The sequence below is a fragment of the Haloferula sp. genome (genome assembly GCF_049672945.1).
Classification (GTDB): domain Bacteria; phylum Verrucomicrobiota; class Verrucomicrobiia; order Verrucomicrobiales; family Akkermansiaceae; genus Haloferula.
In genome coordinates this window covers 1-18,861 of record NZ_JBATWY010000051.1, presented here as the reverse complement: position 1 = coordinate 18,861, position 18,861 = coordinate 1, and the positions used below count along the sequence as shown (strand labels likewise).

Annotated in this window: 11 protein-coding genes; all 11 read left to right on the top strand. The window is 58.5% G+C overall.

Going from position 1 to position 18,861, the window contains the following annotated elements; translation table 11 throughout:
* The first annotated feature begins 162 nt into the window (after nucleotides 1-162).
* The 11 genes from WBG04_RS04250 to WBG04_RS04200 all read left to right on the top strand — a co-directional run bounded on the left by WBG04_RS04250 (nucleotide 163) and on the right by WBG04_RS04200 (nucleotide 18,752).
* On the top strand, nucleotides 163-1,899 hold the full coding sequence (locus tag WBG04_RS04250) for a thrombospondin type 3 repeat-containing protein (RefSeq protein ID WP_424313137.1): 1,737 nt from the start codon (nucleotides 163-165) through the stop codon (nucleotides 1,897-1,899).
* Nucleotides 1,896-3,713, top strand: a complete 1,818-nt coding sequence (locus WBG04_RS04245; protein WP_424313136.1) for a sulfatase — start codon at nucleotides 1,896-1,898, stop codon at nucleotides 3,711-3,713. The genes WBG04_RS04250 and WBG04_RS04245 overlap by 4 nt, the downstream gene beginning before the upstream one ends.
* A 52-nt stretch (nucleotides 3,714-3,765) precedes the next feature.
* Nucleotides 3,766-7,656 carry a sulfatase-like hydrolase/transferase gene (locus WBG04_RS04240; protein WP_424313135.1) on the top strand — a complete coding sequence of 1,297 codons (3,891 nt, stop codon included), beginning with the start codon at nucleotides 3,766-3,768 and terminating at the stop codon, nucleotides 7,654-7,656.
* A 158-nt stretch (nucleotides 7,657-7,814) separates the two neighbouring features.
* Nucleotides 7,815-8,654, top strand: coding sequence for a PEP-CTERM sorting domain-containing protein (locus tag WBG04_RS04235; protein WP_424313134.1), 840 nt, complete (start codon nucleotides 7,815-7,817; stop codon nucleotides 8,652-8,654).
* Nucleotides 8,655-8,801: 147 nt separating this feature from the next.
* Nucleotides 8,802-11,168, top strand: a complete 2,367-nt coding sequence (locus WBG04_RS04230; protein WP_424313133.1) for a hypothetical protein — start codon at nucleotides 8,802-8,804, stop codon at nucleotides 11,166-11,168.
* Nucleotides 11,169-11,462: 294 nt separating this feature from the next.
* Entirely contained in the window at nucleotides 11,463-12,320 is an 858-nt protein-coding gene (locus WBG04_RS04225) for a hypothetical protein (RefSeq protein ID WP_424313132.1), read from the top strand.
* A 59-nt stretch (nucleotides 12,321-12,379) separates the two neighbouring features.
* Nucleotides 12,380-13,393 carry an AAA family ATPase gene (locus WBG04_RS04220; protein WP_424313131.1) on the top strand — a complete coding sequence of 338 codons (1,014 nt, stop codon included), beginning with the start codon at nucleotides 12,380-12,382 and terminating at the stop codon, nucleotides 13,391-13,393.
* Between the two features lie 2 nt (nucleotides 13,394-13,395).
* Nucleotides 13,396-14,301 carry a DUF58 domain-containing protein gene (locus WBG04_RS04215; RefSeq protein WP_424313130.1) on the top strand — a complete coding sequence of 302 codons (906 nt, stop codon included), beginning with the start codon at nucleotides 13,396-13,398 and terminating at the stop codon, nucleotides 14,299-14,301.
* Complete coding sequence (locus tag WBG04_RS04210) at nucleotides 14,298-15,284, top strand: hypothetical protein (RefSeq protein WP_424313129.1); 987 nt, start codon at nucleotides 14,298-14,300, stop codon at nucleotides 15,282-15,284. Before WBG04_RS04215 ends, WBG04_RS04210 begins: the two co-directional genes overlap by 4 nt.
* A complete protein-coding gene (locus tag WBG04_RS04205) occupies nucleotides 15,271-16,308 on the top strand; it encodes a VWA domain-containing protein (RefSeq protein WP_424313128.1) in 1,038 nt (345 codons plus the stop codon). The genes WBG04_RS04210 and WBG04_RS04205 overlap by 14 nt, the downstream gene beginning before the upstream one ends.
* Nucleotides 16,305-18,752, top strand: coding sequence for a VWA domain-containing protein (locus WBG04_RS04200; protein ID WP_424313127.1), 2,448 nt, complete (start codon nucleotides 16,305-16,307; stop codon nucleotides 18,750-18,752). Before WBG04_RS04205 ends, WBG04_RS04200 begins: the two co-directional genes overlap by 4 nt.
* Nucleotides 18,753-18,861: the final 109 nt, after the last annotated feature.

The following is an 18,861-nucleotide window of genomic DNA, read 5'->3' as shown; positions in this document are numbered from 1 at the left end:
GAACGCCAGAGAGGAAATTAAGCAAGGGAAAGACTTCTGACAAGACCGCAGGTACCCTTAAAAATGAGGATAGCTTAGAATCGGACGAATTGATAGGCCTTTGATGGGTTGGCTTTTTCCTAGGTTGATCTCTCGAATTGCCCCCGATTACCTAGCTTTTTCATGAAATCCATTGTCCACCTGCATTGCCACTCATCGTGGCCGCTTCTCTTGCTGGCTCTCACTCTCCAAGCTGGTGGGGCCACGTCTGCCACCGACGACTTCAGTTCCGGCAACCTTTCCACGGGAACGGGAGACTGGATTGGCAGCTGGAGCACGAGCGGCTCCGGCACGATCACCACATCGGCCGCCACTTCAGCACTCGTCGTCAACCGAACTGCGACCTTTAACAACAACGCCATGTCGGTGCACCGGCAATACACCGCCAACACCACTGATCCGGTACAGCTTTCTTTCGACTTTACCATCGACGCGTTTCCGACGGCAGGAGGCAACGCGGTTCAGGATCGCTTCGAACTATTCGGCGGTAGTGCTGCATCGGGCGGCACCACCGGCACCAACTCATGGATGCTATTCGGTGGCCAGGACCTCTCTGGACTCGATAGCAACCTCTCGGGCGGCAACTGGGCATTTCACGACGGTGACGGATCCGGCAATTTCGAGAACGGGGACTCCGGTGAGAACAACATGGTGGATTCCGGCATCGCACTTGTTTTGGGTAACACCTACCGCTTCACGATCTCGACCGATCCTGCAACTGGAACCTACACCGCCTCGGTCGACAACCTCGGCGACGCGGCGGCCGGCTTCACTTCGGGCACCCTCGGTTACCGCTCGTCGGTAGCGGCCGACCCCTACTTGCAGTTCGGCACACGCTTAAGCGTCACCGGCGACACGGCGGCCTTTACGGTCGATAATGTGTCCATCTCAGGCTCCTTCGTCGATACCGACGATGATGACATGGACGACTCATGGGAAGACGACAACGGCCTCGTTGTCGGCGTCAACGACTCCGCCTTGGACGCCGACAGCAATGGCGGTATGGACGGCCTGACGAATCTCCAGGAATTCCTTGCGGGGACCGATCCACAGGACAGCGACACGGACGACGATGGACTCAAAGACGGCGTGGAAAATAAGTCGGGAACTTTTGTGAGCGCGAGCCTAACTGGCACCGATCCCTTGAATCCTGACAGCGACGGCGACGGATTTCCCGATGGTCTGGAGGTCGGCAACGGCACGGATCCAACTGATTCTTCGAGCAATCCCGGCACCCATCTTCTGGGTATCGACTTCAATCGGAGCGATGCGCTTGGCGCAATCAGCCAATCGCTATTCCGGAACATTTCCGGATCAGCGACGCAAAGCAGCAACTTGAGCAGCTACGTCAAAACCTTCGGGACCAGTCAGGTCACCGTCTCTCAGCCTACCACTGGTGCCTTCGAGTTCCGCGGAGGTAATGGCGACAGTTCACGCGCCATCCCAGGGGGCGACATCTCACTTTCCTTCCTTGTTGCCGATTTCATCGCCACCCGCAGCGGCACCATGGACATCAGCATCAGCAACCTTCCGGCAGGCGACTACTTTTTCCGCTCGTGGCACCTCGATACCTTCACGGGCAGCGGACTCGGCTTCGCGCAGGGAACGACACCCTCCAGCAAGAACATGATCGAAGCACGTCACGGCGGTGTTTTGAAAGCCTCGGTGCAGCCGACAGCACTCAGCTCTGCCGGACTCAACACCACCTTCATTGAAGATAGCCAGATTCCCACCCTCAGCTTCGTCGTTTCCCACGACGGCAACTCTCCTCTGCTCATCCGACTGACTTCCACCGATTCCGGAGGTGCCGACAATTATCTCCTCTGCAACGGCTTCGAGCTTTTCAAATTCAACCCATGAGACACTTCCTGATCCTCATCTGCACGGGCCTGCTCGCTACAGCCCAGCAACCGAACGTTCTGTTCATCGCCCTCGACGACCTGCGTCCTGATCTGGGCTGCTACGGCGAGAGCCACATGGTCACCCCGAACATCGACGCTCTCGCCAGCCAAGGCCGGCTCTTTCGCAATCACTATGTCGCTGTGCCCACTTGCGGAGCATCCCGATACGCCCTGATGAGCGGCTTCAGGCCCACCAGCAGCACCGATGGCAATGACGCCTTCAACGGCATGCCGACCAGCCTGCCCGCCAACCCGGAAAGCTGGGTCGATCTACTTCGCCGCAACGGCTGGCACACCGCATCCTTGGGAAAAATCACCCATGAACCTGATGGCTACCGTTGGGAAGATCCGGGGAACTACGACATCGGCCGTAGCGAGGCGACCAACCCCGACATGCGTTTCTCATGGAATGAGATCATTTATGATCATGACAAATGGGGTGCCCAGCGCTACCCGCTCTTCGCTTATGCAGACGGCACCGGTCGGGTCCGCAACAACACTCCCGCCTACGAGATTGGCGTGGACTCCATGGGCAACAGCCTCCCTGACGAAGCCTACCCCGATGGGCAGATGGCCCTGGCCGCCATTGAAAAGCTGCGTGAATATGCCGATGACAATACCCGTTTCTGCCTAGCCCTCGGATTCTTCAAGCCACACCTCCCGTTCAACGCCCCCAAGGCCTACTTCGACCTCTACAATCCTGCCACCCTCCCTGCCCCCAGCCCGGTGAGTACACCAAGTGGCGCGAACTCCGCCACCACCACCAATTCAGGCGAGATCAATGCCTACACCGACCGCAACGATCGCGACGTTCTCCGTCACGCCTATTTTGCCAGCGTCTCCTACGTTGACGCCCAAGTCGGTAAGGTGCTCGACGAACTCGATGCCCTTGGCCTCGCCGACAACACCATCGTTGTCATCTGGGGTGACCACGGCTGGTGCCTTGATGACTACGGTCTTATCGGCAAGCACAAGGTTCTGGAACGCTCGCTCGAAGCCCCTCTCATCATTCGCCCCCCTGCCAGTCTCCGGCCTGAAGTCTTCGCCGGAGTTCATGCGGAAGGTGTGGTCGAAACAATCGACATCTATCCGACCATCGCGGAGCTCTGCGGCCTCACACCGCCACCCGGCCCCGATGGCACTTCGCTTGTCCCGATGCTGCGGAATCCATTTGCGGAGGGAAAAAGCCATGCCTTCTCCCGCTACAACAACCTGACCACTGTCCGCACCAAAGACTGGCGGCTCATCAGGTCCGGCAGCGACAACGATCTCTACGACCTTTCTTCCTTCCGCTACGAACTAACCGAAGTCTCTTCCAGCAATCAAGCCGTCAGAGACGACCTTACAGCGGCGCTCAACGTCCAAGGGACACGATCCGGAACGAACTACACCGACTGGGCCAACGGCAACCCCTTGCTCACCGATCCGAACGGCGACGGCGACGATGACGGAACTCCGAACAGTATTGAATACGGAGCGGGAACCAATGCCCTCGACCCCACCTCATTCCCCAGTCAGAGCCTCGGCTCGGAAGACCTCAGCAGCATGGGCTTCACTGCAAATGAAATCGTCTTCAGCTACGAAGTTGCGACTGATCGCGACGACCTCATCCTCAATCCCTCCACTTCCATCAACCTACTCGATTGGTCCTTCGCACCGCTTGAGTTTCTGGATGCGACCGAGCTCGGTGGCGATATCTCCCTCTTTCGGTTCCGGCTGACTACTCCCACCGATCCCACTCGCTTTTTCCGCTCGGGAACTTCCGGCGACTAGCCTGCCTAACAGTCTTCAAGAACCCGCGGCCTCTCATTTCCCCAGCAAATTCATGATGAAGAATCTTGGCGATATTCACTTTTTCCGGGATCGGCATTCATCATGGCCACTTCTTTTGCTCGCTCTCACCCTACAGGCAGGGGGCGCCACTTCCGCCACCGACATCTTCGGGTCCAGAAACCTCAGCGGCGGATCAGGAAACTGGCTGACCGACTGGACGACCAGCGGGAACGGGACCCTCACGCCATCCGCCACCTCGGCCGCGCTCGTCGTGACCCGGAATTCGGACACAACGACCAACAGCTCATCTTCAATCCACCGCCGATACGCTGGCAACCTCACCGACCCGTTGCGGATCTCCTTCGATTTCACCATCGACGCTTTTCCTACTGCGGGTGGCGTTGATGCGGTGCGGGATCGGTTCGAACTCTTTGGGGGCAGTGCCGCATCAGGCGGCACCACCAGCACCAACTCGTGGATGATTCTTGGAGGCCAGAACCTTGCGGCCCTCGACACCACCATCGCAGGCGACAACTGGATTTTCCACGATGGCCAAGGGAACGGAAATTTCGAGAAAGGAGGTGCCGGAGAAAACAATCTGGTCGATTCCGGCATTCCGCTTGTCTTGGGCAACACCTACCGCTTCACCATCCTCGAAGATCCATCGACGGGGACCCACGTCATCTCCGTGGACAACCTCAGTGACGGAGCAGCCGCCTTCACCTCGGCCTCTCTCGGCCACCGCGGGGCGGCATCGACCGATCCCTACATCCATTTCGGAGCGCGCATGAGTGACAGCAGTGAATCGGCGGGTTTCACCGTCGATCATGTCAGCATTTCGATCCCCTTTGTGGATTCGGACAATGACAACATGGATGACTCATGGGAGCAGGCCAATGGCCTCACCGTCGGCACCAATGACTCCGCTATCGACGCCGACAGCGATGGAGGCATGGACGGACTGAGCAATCTGGAGGAGTTCCTAACCGGCACCGATCCGCAGGACAGCGACTCGGACGATGACGGCATCAACGACGGCACCGAAGTCACCAACGGCACCAATCCCCGCGACAGTAACGATCCCCTCGGCAGCGTCGAACCACCTCCCACCGATCCTGCCCCGACCGATGCCCAACAAGCCAACGTGCTTGTCATCATTACCGATGACCAGGGCTGGGCCGATATCGGCTATAACAACGCCAAGGTTTACACCCCCAATCTGGACGCTCTTGCCAACAGCGGTGTCAAATTTTCCCAACACTACGTCATGTCCCAGTGCACGCCCACCCGCGTCGCCCTCATGACCGGGAAATATCCTTCGCGTTCCGGCATTCAGGCACAGGAGGCTAACAATGAGCAGGCCTTTCCCCATGGCATCACCACCCTCTCGTCCATGCTCAACAAGCGCGGCTACGACACCTTCATGTCCGGCAAATGGCACCTGGGCTCCGCACCCGAATGGGGCCCTCTTCACCATGGCTTCGACAGCGCCCACGGATCGCTCGCCGGTGCCGTCGGCGCCTACGATCACCGCTACCGCAGTAACGAATGGGAGATCAGTTGGCACCGTGACCATGAAATCATCGATGGCTATGAAAACGGCGAACACTTCACCGACATTACCGCCCGAGAAGCCATCCGCTTCATTGAGAAGAAACGCGACGCTCCCTTCCTGCTTTATCTTCCGTTTCACGCCCCCCACACCCCGCTTGATGAGCGAGGCCCCTTCACCAGCATCCCCACGCAACTCGATCCCACAGACAACACGCGCTGGCTCAATGAAGCCAGCATCCCCTGGTTCAATGACCCCATGGGCATCATTCAATCGGAATCCGATCCCGAAAAGCGGCTCTTGCTCGCCGCCGTCTACCACCTCGACGACGCTATCGGTAGAATCGTCCAGGCCCTTGAGGACACCAACCAACGCGAGAACACCATCATCATGTTCTCTTCGGACAACGGCCCCCAAGTCAACTGGGCCGGCAACATCTACCCAGACGATCTCAAGCTCACGAACTTCAACCAACCCGACGACCTTCGCGGCTCCAAGCTCGACCTCTACGAAGGCGGCATCAAGGTTCCCGGCTTCATCAACTGGCCTTCCCGGATCACTCCGAAGACCGTCGATGAACCCGTCCATATCGTTGATTGGATGCCGACCCTCGCCGCCCTGACCGGTGCCCCCACCGAGCCCAACTGGGACGGTCACGACCTTTCCCCACTTATTTTTGGCGCCGGCACCCTGGGCACTCGCGAGATGTATTGGCTCTGGAAAAATGCCGCACCTAGCAGCAACAGCAATCGCTGGGCGATCCGCCAAGGAGATTGGAAAATCGTCCGCTACAGGGACGAGCCGAACGCCTCCAGCGACTGGCAACTCTTCAACCTCGTTTCCGATCCGCAGGAAACCACCGACGTCGGAGCCGCCAATGCTGCTATTCGCGACTCCCTTCACGCCCTCTTTCTCACCAAGCGCGCCGACGACATCAGCACTTCGCAGGTCAGCCCCCGAATGACAGCACCCGGGAATGTCAGTGGACCCTTCAGCGTCCAACTGAACATGAACACCTCCGTCACCGGCCTCGGCATCGATGACATCTACGTCGGCAACGCCACGCTCTCCAACTTCAACGGCTCAGGAGCCTCCTATTCCTTCACCGTCACACCCAGTATCGACGATCCAGGGGGAATCACCATCTATCTTCCCCGTAACCGTTGCCTCGCATCAAGTGGTCGGGTCAACGAGGCCAGCCAGATCATGAAGGTGAAATACCAACCCGGCGTCTCCGTCCTTCAACCCTTGGGATCAGGAGTCGCCGCCTTGGATAGCGCCACCGGCACCGGCTATATCATGTACAGTCAGGAGTCCATCCACACCCGCTTCTCCAGCCCTTCGCCGAATGCGTTCCAAGCCGACCACTTCATCGCGATCCGCTACACTGGCAGCGCTTGGGAGTACGACTCGAATGGCGGAAGTATCGTGGCTTCCTATGCCGCCTTCACTCCTGTGGCTAGCGACTTACTCGTCGCCTACGTCGACTTTGATGCCAACACCGCCACCATGTTTGCCGGCACCGACAGCAGCATAAACGGCATTGCTTCGGGCTACCAATCCGGTGATCTCAATGTCATCCCCGAGCAATGGAACGGCTCCCCTAACAGTGGCGAGTTTGACCTCGAAGGAAACTACATCCTTCTCAACGGCGGTGGTATCCTCGGTGATCTAACCTCCAGTCTGAACGTCGACCTTTTTGCCCCGTGGGCTACATCAAGCCCCTCGATCTCCATCGACATCGTGTTCAGCGCTCCCGTCACCGGACTGACCGCCAGCGACTTCACCGTCACCAACGGCAGCGTCACCGCCCTCACCGGCAGCGGCACTTTCTGGAACCTGAGCCTTAGCCCAAGCAACCCCGGTGAAGTGAATGTGCAAATAGCCGCCAACGCCGTTAACGAGGCAACCCTCCCCGCCACGACTTCCACCACTCACTGGAACGACTACTTCCTCTGGGCCAACGCCATCGAGGCCAATCCCGCGCAAACCATGCTCCGCGCTCCCTCGGACAACGTCGACGGTGACCCGAGGACCAACTACGAAGAATTCGTCTATGGCGGAGATCCCACGACCCGCGAGACTCACCTCGCGCCGACCATGGACATTACCGGCAGTCCGATCACCCTTTCCATCACCCTCCGCGACCTCGCAGCTGCCAGTGCCATGCCCGAGATCGAGTATGGAAACGACCTCATCCGATGGTTCACCCCAGGCCAAGACCTCACTGGGATTTCAGATCCTCCTCCGGGAATCAGCATTTCCGCCCCGATCAGTAGCCCTTACCTCTCAGAGCCCACATGGGGTGACCTCTCCACCTATTCCTATGAAATCTCGGTTGACCCGACCGTCCGTGCCCTTTTCTTCAGAAATCACACGGTAACCCCCTGATTATAAATACGTAGTAAAACCCCCATAGTCAATTCAAGCTTCATCAAGATATCCGAAATTCTTTCTCTTCTATCCTCATTTTTATGTCCCAAAAAATCTGGACGTTTTCCCCGCAGACCGTCTAGGTCGAGTTGTATCTTAACGAAACCAAAAACCAGATGACTAGTCGACCAAACTTAGGGATCCTTTGCGGTTCCGCCCTACTGACCCTTGCCCTGCCATCCACTGCTGCTACCACGGCAAGCGATGACTTCAGTTCCGGAACATTTCCCGCTACCGGATCGGGAGACTGGGCCGGAGATTGGGCCACGGCTGGGACCGGGACGATCACCACCTCGGCTGCTTCCGGAGCACTCGTGGTCACCCGAGAAGCCACATTCAACAACAACTCGATGACGGTGGGGCGGCAATATAGTGCGAATACTACCGATACCTTGACGATCTCCTTCGACTTCACCATCGACGATTTTGCCACTTCTGGCATCAGTGGGGCACAAGACCGTTTCGCACTGTTCGGCAGTAGTGCAGCTGCGGGCGGCTCAACCAACAACAACTCGTGGCTCATCTTCGGAGGTCAGGACATTTCAGGCCTTGATGGTAGCCTTCCTGCTGATGGGGGAAATTGGAAATTCCACAACGGCACCAAGGGTGGAAATCTCGAGAACGGTGGTAGTGGTGAAAACAGCTTCATCAACTCGGGTATCGCCCTGGTCCTTGGAGACACCTACCGCTTCACTGTTCTGGACGATCCCTCGGCTGAGAATTACATCGTATCCGTGGACAATCTCGACGACGCGGCAGCGGGATTCACCTCCGGCACGCTTGGTTACCGTGCTTCGGCAGGGACCAACCCATTCATCAATTTCGGGGCACGCATCAGCGCAAATAACGATACCGCCGGTTTCACCATCGACAACGTTTCCATCGTCCCGGAACCCTCCAGCATGCTGCTATCCTGCTTCGGTGCTCTTGCTCTTTTCCGTCGTCGCAGGAGCTGAAGAATTCGACATCGTCCGATCTCGTCCCCCCAGAAGGTGATAGCCTTCTGGGGTTTTTTCGCTTTGTTTCCAGATCGCGATACCGTCCCAGTCAATCTGGCTGCTAGCTTTCGAAAAAACGATCCCGCCAACTAACTCAAAAAAGCCATGAAAAAACAAATACCCACATGCCTAGTCGCAGCCGTGCTCACACTGCCGCTAACAAGCCATGCAGAAACCTATGCCACCGATTTCTTCAGCTGCAAGACCCTCCTCGACGGGTCAGGCGACTGGCTCAACAACTGGCAGAGCAGCGGAGTATCGGGAGTGATCACGACTTCCACCAGCACCTCATCGCTCGCGGTCACCCGAGAAGCCACAGCGGTCAACAACGCGCAGGCGATTAATCGGCGATACGCCGGAGACCTGATCGACCCTGTTCAGATTTCCTTCGACTTCACCATCAACGAATTTCCGACCGCAGGTGGAAATGCGGCGCAGGACCGCTTCGAGCTTTATGGAGGCAGCGCCGCTGCGGGTGGCACCACCACCACGAACTCATGGATGTTTTTCGGCGGTCAGGACCTCACGGGACTCGATGCCGGCCTCGCTGGCGGTAATTGGGCATTCCACAACGGCACCGGAGGCGGGAATTTTGAAAATGGTGTGGGAGGTGAAAACAGCTTGATCGATTCCGGGATTGCCCTAGTTCTGGGGGCCACCTACCGATTCACAATTTTGACGGATCCGGCAAACGGAACCTACGTCGTCTCGGTTGATAACCTGGACGACGCCGCGGCTGGCTTCACCTCTGGCACCCTCGGTTACCGCGGGGCAGCATCAGTCAACCCCCATCTTCAATTCGGGACACGCCTGAGCGATATCGGTGACACCGCAGGGTTCACCGTGGACAACATCGTGATCTCCAGCCCCTCTGCCGACTCTGACAGTGATGGCATGGACGATTCATGGGAACAGTTCTACGGTCTCAACGTCGGCATCAATGACGCGGCCATCGATAACGATAACGTCGGCGGCCCGGACGGACGCACGAATATCCAGGAATACGAAGGCGCGGACGGCATCCCTTTCAATGGGGACGAGACCGACCCGCAGTTGGCTGACACCGACGGTGATAGTCTCTCGGACGGCGACGAGATCACCATCCATTTGACCAGCCCGCTTTGCGCGGACATCGACGGAGACCTCTACGATGACGCAGCCGAAGTCGCAGCTCTCACTGACGCGCTCGATCCCCTGAGCTTCCCCATTCCCGCTGGTGGACTCTTCATCGATTTCTCCAGCAACGGTACTGGCAGCCAAGAGGGTCCCTTCCAGGATCCGGCATACTCTCGCTTCGTTGCCAACCATGAAGTCGACTCCAGCAACGTTCTGACCGGTCAGTTGATAGTGGATCGCTCCGAGTCCTACTCCGTGCCCGCATTCACCGGCAGCCCAACCGTCACCCTCGGCGTTGCCTTCCCGGACAGCACCGACAACCGTGTCAAACAGTTGATCGGACGCAATGACGGTTTCACAGCCAATTACCAAGGCGAACACGCGAACCTCATGCGCGATTGGATTGGCATCGATGCACGCGCCGCAAGCGGCGGCAATGGACCCGGTGTTGACACCACCATGGCCTTTACCCTGAGCGGCCTGCCAGCGGGTATCTACCAGTACCGCGGCTACCACCACGATATTGCGAACGTTCAAGCGGCCTTCGCCATCTCGGTGAATGCAGATGGTGTCACCGACGTCCCGATCGGAGCATTCCGCATGACCCACAGTAGCGACAACGGACTTTCCCCCGCCTCCAATCCGGGATCTGGAAACCAACCGTCCGATCTGCCATCCACCATCGAGTTCCTCTTCTCCGCCAATGGAACCGACGACGTGGTGATCAGCTATGTCGTCCAGGAACAAGCAAGCGGAGTATTGAACAGCCTGCTCGGCATCAACGGCATCGAGGTCACCACCGCGGTGGATTCGGACGGCGACGGCATCCCGGATGCCTCGGACCTGAATCCCGGAGTCAGCGACACCGGTCTCTCCAGTGACGCCGACAGCCTCACCGACCTGGAGGAATTCCACCTCGGAACGCTGCTCAACAATCCGGACTCCGACAACGACGGACTCAACGACGACGTCGAAACCAACACCGGAGCTTTTGTCAGCCCGAGCGATACCGGCACCAGCCCGTGGGTGGCCGACTGGGATGCCGACGGCTTCGACGACGGCGCGGAGGTCAATAGCGGTACCGATCCGACCGACCCCCTGAGTTTCCCTCCGTTCCTGGCCCGGGTCGTCTCGGTTGACCTTATTGGCAAGACCATCACCCTTGAGTGGAATTCCGCCTCGGGAGTCACTTACAACATCTATGGCTCCAACGATCTTCTCGGAGACGTTCAGACAACGTGGGATCTTGAAGCATCCGATCTAACCGCCGGAGGAGCCACCACTCAGGAAGTCATCAATCTTCCGGATCCGGTTCCTGCCAAGAGATTCTTCTCGGTTGTTGAGTCGACTCCTTGATCGACTAGAGTCCGACGCTTGGCTGCCTAGGCGTCGGACGAAACACGCTCTAAGCGATCACGCTCTCTCGGCTCGAAGAGGAAAGCCTTGCTGATTTTCCGCAGCCAAGACTCTTCTGCTTCTTGAGCATAATCGCGTAGAAGTGGTGCCATTACAGATTCATCCCGAAGAAGGCAGTGTTCATCCCATAATCCCCCGGACTCGTCCCTTTAGTAGATACATGCATCACAATTCATCGCTTATTCGGATGAAAGGCAACAAATGGCCTGCAAACGAAGATCAACTACTATTACCATGAAGACGAAAACCATCATCCTCGCCATCAGTCTTGCTGCGGGCACTTTATCCGCCCAGCAAATGAAAATGCTCCGCATGACTTCAGGCGGTGTCTCAGATATGTCGGTCAAGGTTCCCGACTTCGGAACAACCAGCCGAGCCGTAAAACCGGTTGAGGCAAAGAAGCACCAACTCAAGGAACTCAGCGGGTTTGTGATCAAAGAAGTCGAATCCACAGGCACCGCCTCCAGCCTTGGTCTGATCGAGGGCGATGTGGTAACCAAGATTGAAGACCGTCCCCTCAAAAACATCGGTGGCAGCCTCGACATGGTCGTCGCCAACATTTTCTTCGAAGGCGACACCCTGAAATTCGAGTGGCTGCGCGACGGCGAAACTCAGACTGGCACCGCCACGCTCGATCAGACCTGCACCATGGGCGACATGATGAAAGAGATGATGGGCAATGTGGATCTTAGTGGCATTACCGGAATGGGTTCCGGTGGCAATTTGGACCTCTCAGGTGTGCTCAAAGGCTTGAATCTCGAAGACCTCGCCGACCAAATCGGCAAAGGAGGCGTTCCCGGCGTCTCGGTCAACACCGTGCTGCCACTTCCGGACGGTGCAAAAGCCAGCCTTTCAAACGGCAAACTCCGCATTACCGATGCCGACGGCAAGGAAGTCTATGCTAAGGAAGACTTTTCGGTGGAGAAGGACCTCCAAGAAGTGCCCGAGCAGTATCGCGATCATCTTGGTGCATTGAAGATGCTCAACTTCAGTCGAGGCGGAAATGCCAACAAGGTAGAAGATTCGACCGACGACCTACTCGACAAAGCCGAGGCAAAGGACAAGGACTCAGGCGATTCATCCGCTGAATAATTCCCCTGCGGTGAAGGCGTCGCCTAGCCAAGCCTTCACCGCCACATATTCTCCGAACTATGAATTCAACTGCCACCGAGTCTGCGCAAGCAGAAGCGGGCTCATTTATCGGACCTTTACGCGAGGAAATCGCCAGAGTGCTGGTCGGTCAGCACGACCTCGTCGAACGGATGCTGATCTGCCTTCTCACTGGCAACCACCTGCTCGTCGAAGGTCTACCAGGCCTTGCCAAAACCCTCGCAATCCGCACGCTCGCCGACACACTTGAAGCCGATTTCCGTCGCGTTCAGTTTACCCCTGACCTGCTACCCGCGGATGTAATTGGCACCAATGTTTTCCAGCCATCAACTCAAGAGTTCATCCCGCGCAAGGGTCCGGTCTTCACCAACCTGCTTCTTGCCGACGAAATCAACCGGGCCCCGGCCAAAGTGCAGTCGGCCCTGCTTGAGGCGATGCAGGAGCGTCAGGTGACCTTAGGTGGCGAGACCCACTCACTTCCTACGCCATTCCTTGTAATGGCGACTCAGAACCCGATCGACCAGGAAGGCACCTACCCGCTACCCGAGGCCCAGACCGACCGCTTCATGATGAAAGTGCTCGTGCACTACCCGGGCCGCGAGGAAGAACGGCGCGTGCTTCAATTGATGGCTTCCCAGCAGGATAAGCCGATTGCCCGTCCCGTCACAAACTTGGAAGCGATTGCGAGAGCTGCCAAAGCGGTCGACTCCATTCACCTCGACGCCCGAATCGAAGACTACATCCTCGACCTCGTTCTCGCGACGCGGAAAGAGGGACGCAGCCAACTGTCATCGCGTCAGGATTCCAAGGCGCTGGAGTTCATCGCCCCGCTACTTTCCTGCGGTGCTTCGCCACGGGCCACCCTGGTCCTTGCTCAAGGTGCGAGAGCGCGGGCATTGCTGGCGGGGCGCGACCATGTCCTCCCGGAGGATGTGAAAGCGCTCGCCCCCGACGTCCTGCGTCACCGGATTATTCCGACCTACGAAGCACAGGCCGAAGAGCTCGATGCCGATGCCATTCTTGCTCGCCTGCTTGACACACTCGTCACGCCGTAAACATGCAAGACTCGCCCAAGGACGACGGAACTCTGTCGACGGACCTGATGGCAAAGGTCCGGCAGATCGAGATTCGGTCACGCCAGATCGTCCGTAACCGCACCCTTGGCGCCTGGCACGCCTCTTTCAAGGGGATGGGTATCGAGTTCGCGGAAGTCCGGGAATACCAGGAGGGCGACGACGTCCGTGCCATCGATTGGAATGTTTCCGCCCGGGCCGGGTATCCACATGTCAAGTTGTTCACCGAGGAGCGCGAACAGAACGTGTTTCTTCTCGCCGACTGCTCGGCCTCGCTCGACTTCGGTTCGGGGCCACGCAGCAAACGTGAAGTCCTCGCCGAAATCGCCGCCGTGCTCGCCTTCAGCGCCACCCTGAACAAGGACCGCGTCGGCCTCGCCCTCCATTCCGACCATGAGGAACTCCACATCGCTCCAGCGCGCGGCCACCGCCATGTGCTGCGGATCATCCGCGAGTTGCTGGTCCATCGCCCTGTGGCCGCAGGCACCAATCTGGCGGGCGCACTTGATGAGTTGCTGGCCACCACATTGAAGCGATCGATCGTCTTCATTCTCGGAGACCTTCTCACCGGTGAGTTCGAGCGCCCTCTGCGCGCCCTGACCCGACGCCATGAAGTCATCGTCCTTTACCTGACCGATCCGATGGAGCGGGAGATGCCGAACCTTCCACGCTTCGCCAACCTTGCCATCGAAGACTTGGAAAATGGCAGAACCGGACACTTCCCCGCCAGACGCCGCGAGGCCTTCGCGGATCAGCGTGAGAATGCACGTCGCGACCTAACAGGCATTTGCCGCCGCGCCGGCGCCGACTTCCTCCACATCGATACCGCGGCCGACTACGTTCCCGCTTTGATCGGCCTGTTTGACGCACGCACTTCCCGCCGGACATGAAGACCTTTCTCGCCATTCTCCGCATCGGGATCTTTCTCGTGCTGTCAGCGCTCGCGTTTGTCGGCTGGAGGGCATTCTCGATCTGGTCGGCTGACACCAAGCCAGTATCAACCGAATCGGCCTGGTCCAAAGTCAACGTCATGGTTGGAGAAGGAGTCACCCTCCAATCCGAATTCCGGCTGCCCTATCATCAGACCCCGACCGATGTCATTCCGTCGCGTATTCCAGAAGCACTGGTGATCCGCAAGTCGAGCTTGCAATGGACACGTGGCAAACTCGGGGTCGACGGATTCCGAGATTGGAAGATGCAGTTGGATGCCGTCCTGCTCTCGGACGCATCGATTGCCGGTCAGTCGATCGCTTTTCCCCTAACAAGCTGGGGCAAGGGCAATAGTGGCAAGGTGACCGTATCATTGCCTGGTCTGAACTCCGCCTACGCAGAAGAAATGCCCGACCAGCCTGCATTCGAGACTGCCGCCTTGAAGATCGACCCTCCCGCGCCCGAACTCCCCGAGATGGAACTGGAAGAGAGACGTTCGCCCTGGTGGATCATCGCGGTGCTTGCTTCCTTGGGTATCGTCTGCCTTATGATTCTTGCGCTCGTCCGCCGCTTGCGGCGTCCTTCGCCACCGTGGGAAACCGCGCAAGTCGAACTCGACCGATTGGACTCTGCGAATGACGACCTACCGACTCTCTACACTCGCCTAGCGGACATTTTAAAAACCTACACCGGATCCCGCTTTGGCTGCTCTGCCCAAGCATCGTGCCCGCACGAATTCCGCCGCCTGCTCGATCAAGTGGAGCACGGATCATTAACTGACGAAGTCCGCAGCCGCTTGCACGAATTGCTGTGCGAGACCGACTCCGTCCGATTCGCTCACCAATCCGTAGGTCGTGAAAGATTTGCAGCCGCCCTGGCACCGGTTCGCGAGTTCGTCAAAGCCACCACCCCGACTTCCTCTTCACGGAATGAACCTGCCTGAGTTCGCCCATCCCTGGATCCTGCTTCTGCTCGTACCGCTTGTCATCGGCACGGCGTGGCGTTTCCTGCGCCCCGCCCCGGCGCTGACGGTCTCTTCCGTCGATATCTATCAGCCGACGAGCAAGAGCCGTCGACCATTCCGCTTCCGGGTTCCCCTGCTGCTCGAATCCCTCGCACTTGCCGCCTTCGTGGTGGCTCTCGCGAGACCCCAGTCAGCGGTCGAGGTCCGTCCGGTTACCCGCGAGGGAATCGACATCATGCTCTCCCTTGATTTCTCTAACAGCATGGACGCCTATGACCCCGAACCCGGCTTGAGCAAGGCCGAGAAAATCCGGGCCATCGAAGCGGGTGAATTGGGCGACCGGCTCGCCGTGGCGGCAGCTCAAATCAAGCGTTTCGTGGAACGACGCCCCGACGACCGGATCGGTCTGGCCATCTTCGGCGCTGAAAGCTGGATCGCCAGTCCACCAACCCTTGACCACGACTTCCTGCTAGGACTTGTCGACCAGATCGACAACTCGGTGCTGGGCCGTCACGAACGCGCCACCAACATTGCTGCCGGTTTGGCGACAGCCATCGACGCGCTGCCGACTGATGACGACAGCCGCCGCTGCATCATTCTGATCACCGATGGCGCGCACTCTGTCCAGGATCCCGACTTTACTCCCGACTCTGCGGCACGACTGGCCGCAAGCCGCGGTATCGCCGTGCACACCATCGGCATCGGCAGTGAAAAACCCTTCATCTATAAGAACGAATACCTGCGCATGGCTCCGGACGTGAACTTCAGGACGGAAACCATCGAATCCATCGCCAAAACCACCGGGGGAAGGTTCTTCCGGGCCAAGGATGGACCTGGCTTCGAAACGGTGATGGACACCATCGACCATCTTGAAACCACCACACGGGTCCACCCTGCACTCATTCTTAGAAGCGACCTCTTCCCCTACCCACTCGTTAGCGGAGCGATTCTGTTCGGGCTCGCCCTGCTGCTCGGTCGCACCGTTCTCCACACCATCGCATGACTTTTGACTCGTTAGATCACCTGCCTTGGATTGCCTTAGCGCTTGCCATTCTTGGCCTGGCCGCATGGTTTGCGTTCAGCCTACGCCGTCGCACGTTCCGCGCGCTGGCCGACAGTCCCGAAGGTTCGGCACTGCGCAGCTTCTCCAGCCCGCGTCGCCGTCGCTTCCGCTTCTTCGCCGCCTTTGCCGCCGTCATCTTTATTGCGATCACACTGCTGCGCCCGATCGCCGGATACTTCCTCAGCAACGAGCGCTTTCCGGCACGCAATGTCATACTCGTCATCGATGTTTCGAAGTCGATGGGCTGCGCCGATGCCGACGGTCTGACGCGACTTGAGGCGGCTCGCTTCTTTGCCAGCACCTTGATCGACGTGCTGCCTTCGGAACGAATTGGCATCCTCTCCTTCAGTGGCGCATCTTTCCCGGAATGCCCTCTGACAATCGACCGCCGCACGCTGAGCGACCGCCTCGACCGCCTCTCGCCAGGCATCATTCCAGTTGCGGGTACTGATCTCCAGGCCGCCCTTGAAGAAGCAGGCGAACTGCTAACGGAAGAGCCGCCTCCGGGTTCCGCGATCATTCTCCTATCTGATGGCGACCGACTGACTTCAGACGTCGCCAAGGCAACCGAAAAACTCAAGGAGCGTGGCGTTCCCATTCACACTGCGGTCTTCGGCGACCCTACAACCGCCAGCGCCATTCCTAACAGCCGCGACGATCAGGAAAGCCAGGCCAATCCCGAGCTGATGAGTGATATCGCCCAAGCGACCGACGGAGTTGCCGCGAATGGCTCGGCGGCACGTGTCGATGCCTCGATCGCACGCATTCGCGACGCCCTCGACACCCTTTCCATTGAGGGCCTATCCGATCAGGAGAATATCCGGCGACGCCCCAACGAAATCTACTTCTACCCGCTCGCCGTGGCCGTGCTGCTTCTTTTCATGCGCCTGTTCCTCGACCCACGTTCCCGCAAAGCTCGGAAAATTTTCGCCAGCCTGCTGATCATCTTCGCAGCAACAACCACCCTGCGAGCCGAGGAGGAAGTCTATGCTCCCTACCAAGCCGCACTCACCGAAGCGAAGGAAAGTGATCGCCCCTTGATGCTTCTCTTCATCGGCAGTGATTGGTCCGAGGCAAGCATTGCTTTCGAGCGTGAAATCCTTCGCCATGAAAGCTTCACGACATGGGAAGCATGGCGAATCGTCCGGCTCGACCTCGATCTACCACGCTCTGGAATCGAGGCCGAGGAAAGGAAGGCACGCCGTCGTCTCGCCGTAGAATTCTCGATCGATAGCTACCCCTGCGCAGTCTTTATCGACGCCGCGACCGGCGAAGAAATTGGAAGGCTGCACCACGAGCCAGACGGGCCAGCAACGTGGCTGAGGAATGCTGACCGGATCCTTTCCGGGGACAAGTCCGCCAGCGATAGCAAAGCGAAGATCAGTGAACTGCCGGAAGCAGAGCGCGATGCCCTCGCCGACGAATCGATGCCCCCGACTCTGCGCTCGACACTCCACTACAATCGGGCGATGGAAGAACTGCGACTCGATGAAGAAGGCGTCATTGCCTCCGAAGATCGCACGGCCCTCGTCACTGATCTGCTAGAGTCGGCGGCCCGGATCGCGCCAAAAAACAGGCCCGATCTCACGGTTGCCGCTTTGGAACAACTCGCCATTCTGAGTCATCGCCGAGGTGCCCATGTGTTTGCGGAAAAACCTCAACCACCCGCCCAACCGGAGACCGCGTGGAAAAAGGCGCTCAGCCTTTATCGAAAGGCATTAGACTACCATCGCGACGCTTCAAGCCGCGCGAGCTCGGCAAATCCCGAGTTACCAGGAATTTTGGCGCGGCTTCGTGCCGACATCATAACTGCCGAGCGGCACCTGAGTTTCCAGAAAAACTACGCCGCCACCGTCGAAGCGACCCAACAAGCGCTCGCCTCCGAACGCGCACTTGTCCGCGCTGCACAACTTTGGTCAGCCGCCGAGGCTCCCCTCAATGATCTCAATATCGACAACAGCCTAACGAAGATCCGCGATCTCTCCGCGCAGGCCCACGAAATTTCCCATCCCTCGTCCAAAGACGTCGATGACGCCCTTGAAGATATCGAGAAGGCACCCGCCCCCCACGCAGATCGTGATTTTATCCCGTCGGAGGAGCATATTCGCGATGCCCTGAACCATCTGATGAAGAACGTTTCGCAGCAGCCCCAGCCAAGCCAAGGATCGGGTGATCCGGAGGAAGGAGAACCACAGGAACCGCGTCAGGATCAGGACGACCAGTCCAGCGGAGATGCGGAAAGTCAGGACGAGGGAAGCGGCGGGGATAGCCCGCAAGAACGTGAACTCGATGATGCACGAGGGCGCCAGGGGGATCTGCAACGACGCCTGCGAGACCGCCTCGGCAAGGGTGGCAAAAAAGGCACTCCCCTCCCAGACCACTGAGCGATGTCACGACTTCCCTCCATCTTCCTGACAGCATTGCTGCTCGTAGCTCCCGGCCAAGCGGCGGAGTACACATTTGTCGACCCGCCAGCCATCCATGCCGAGGGCC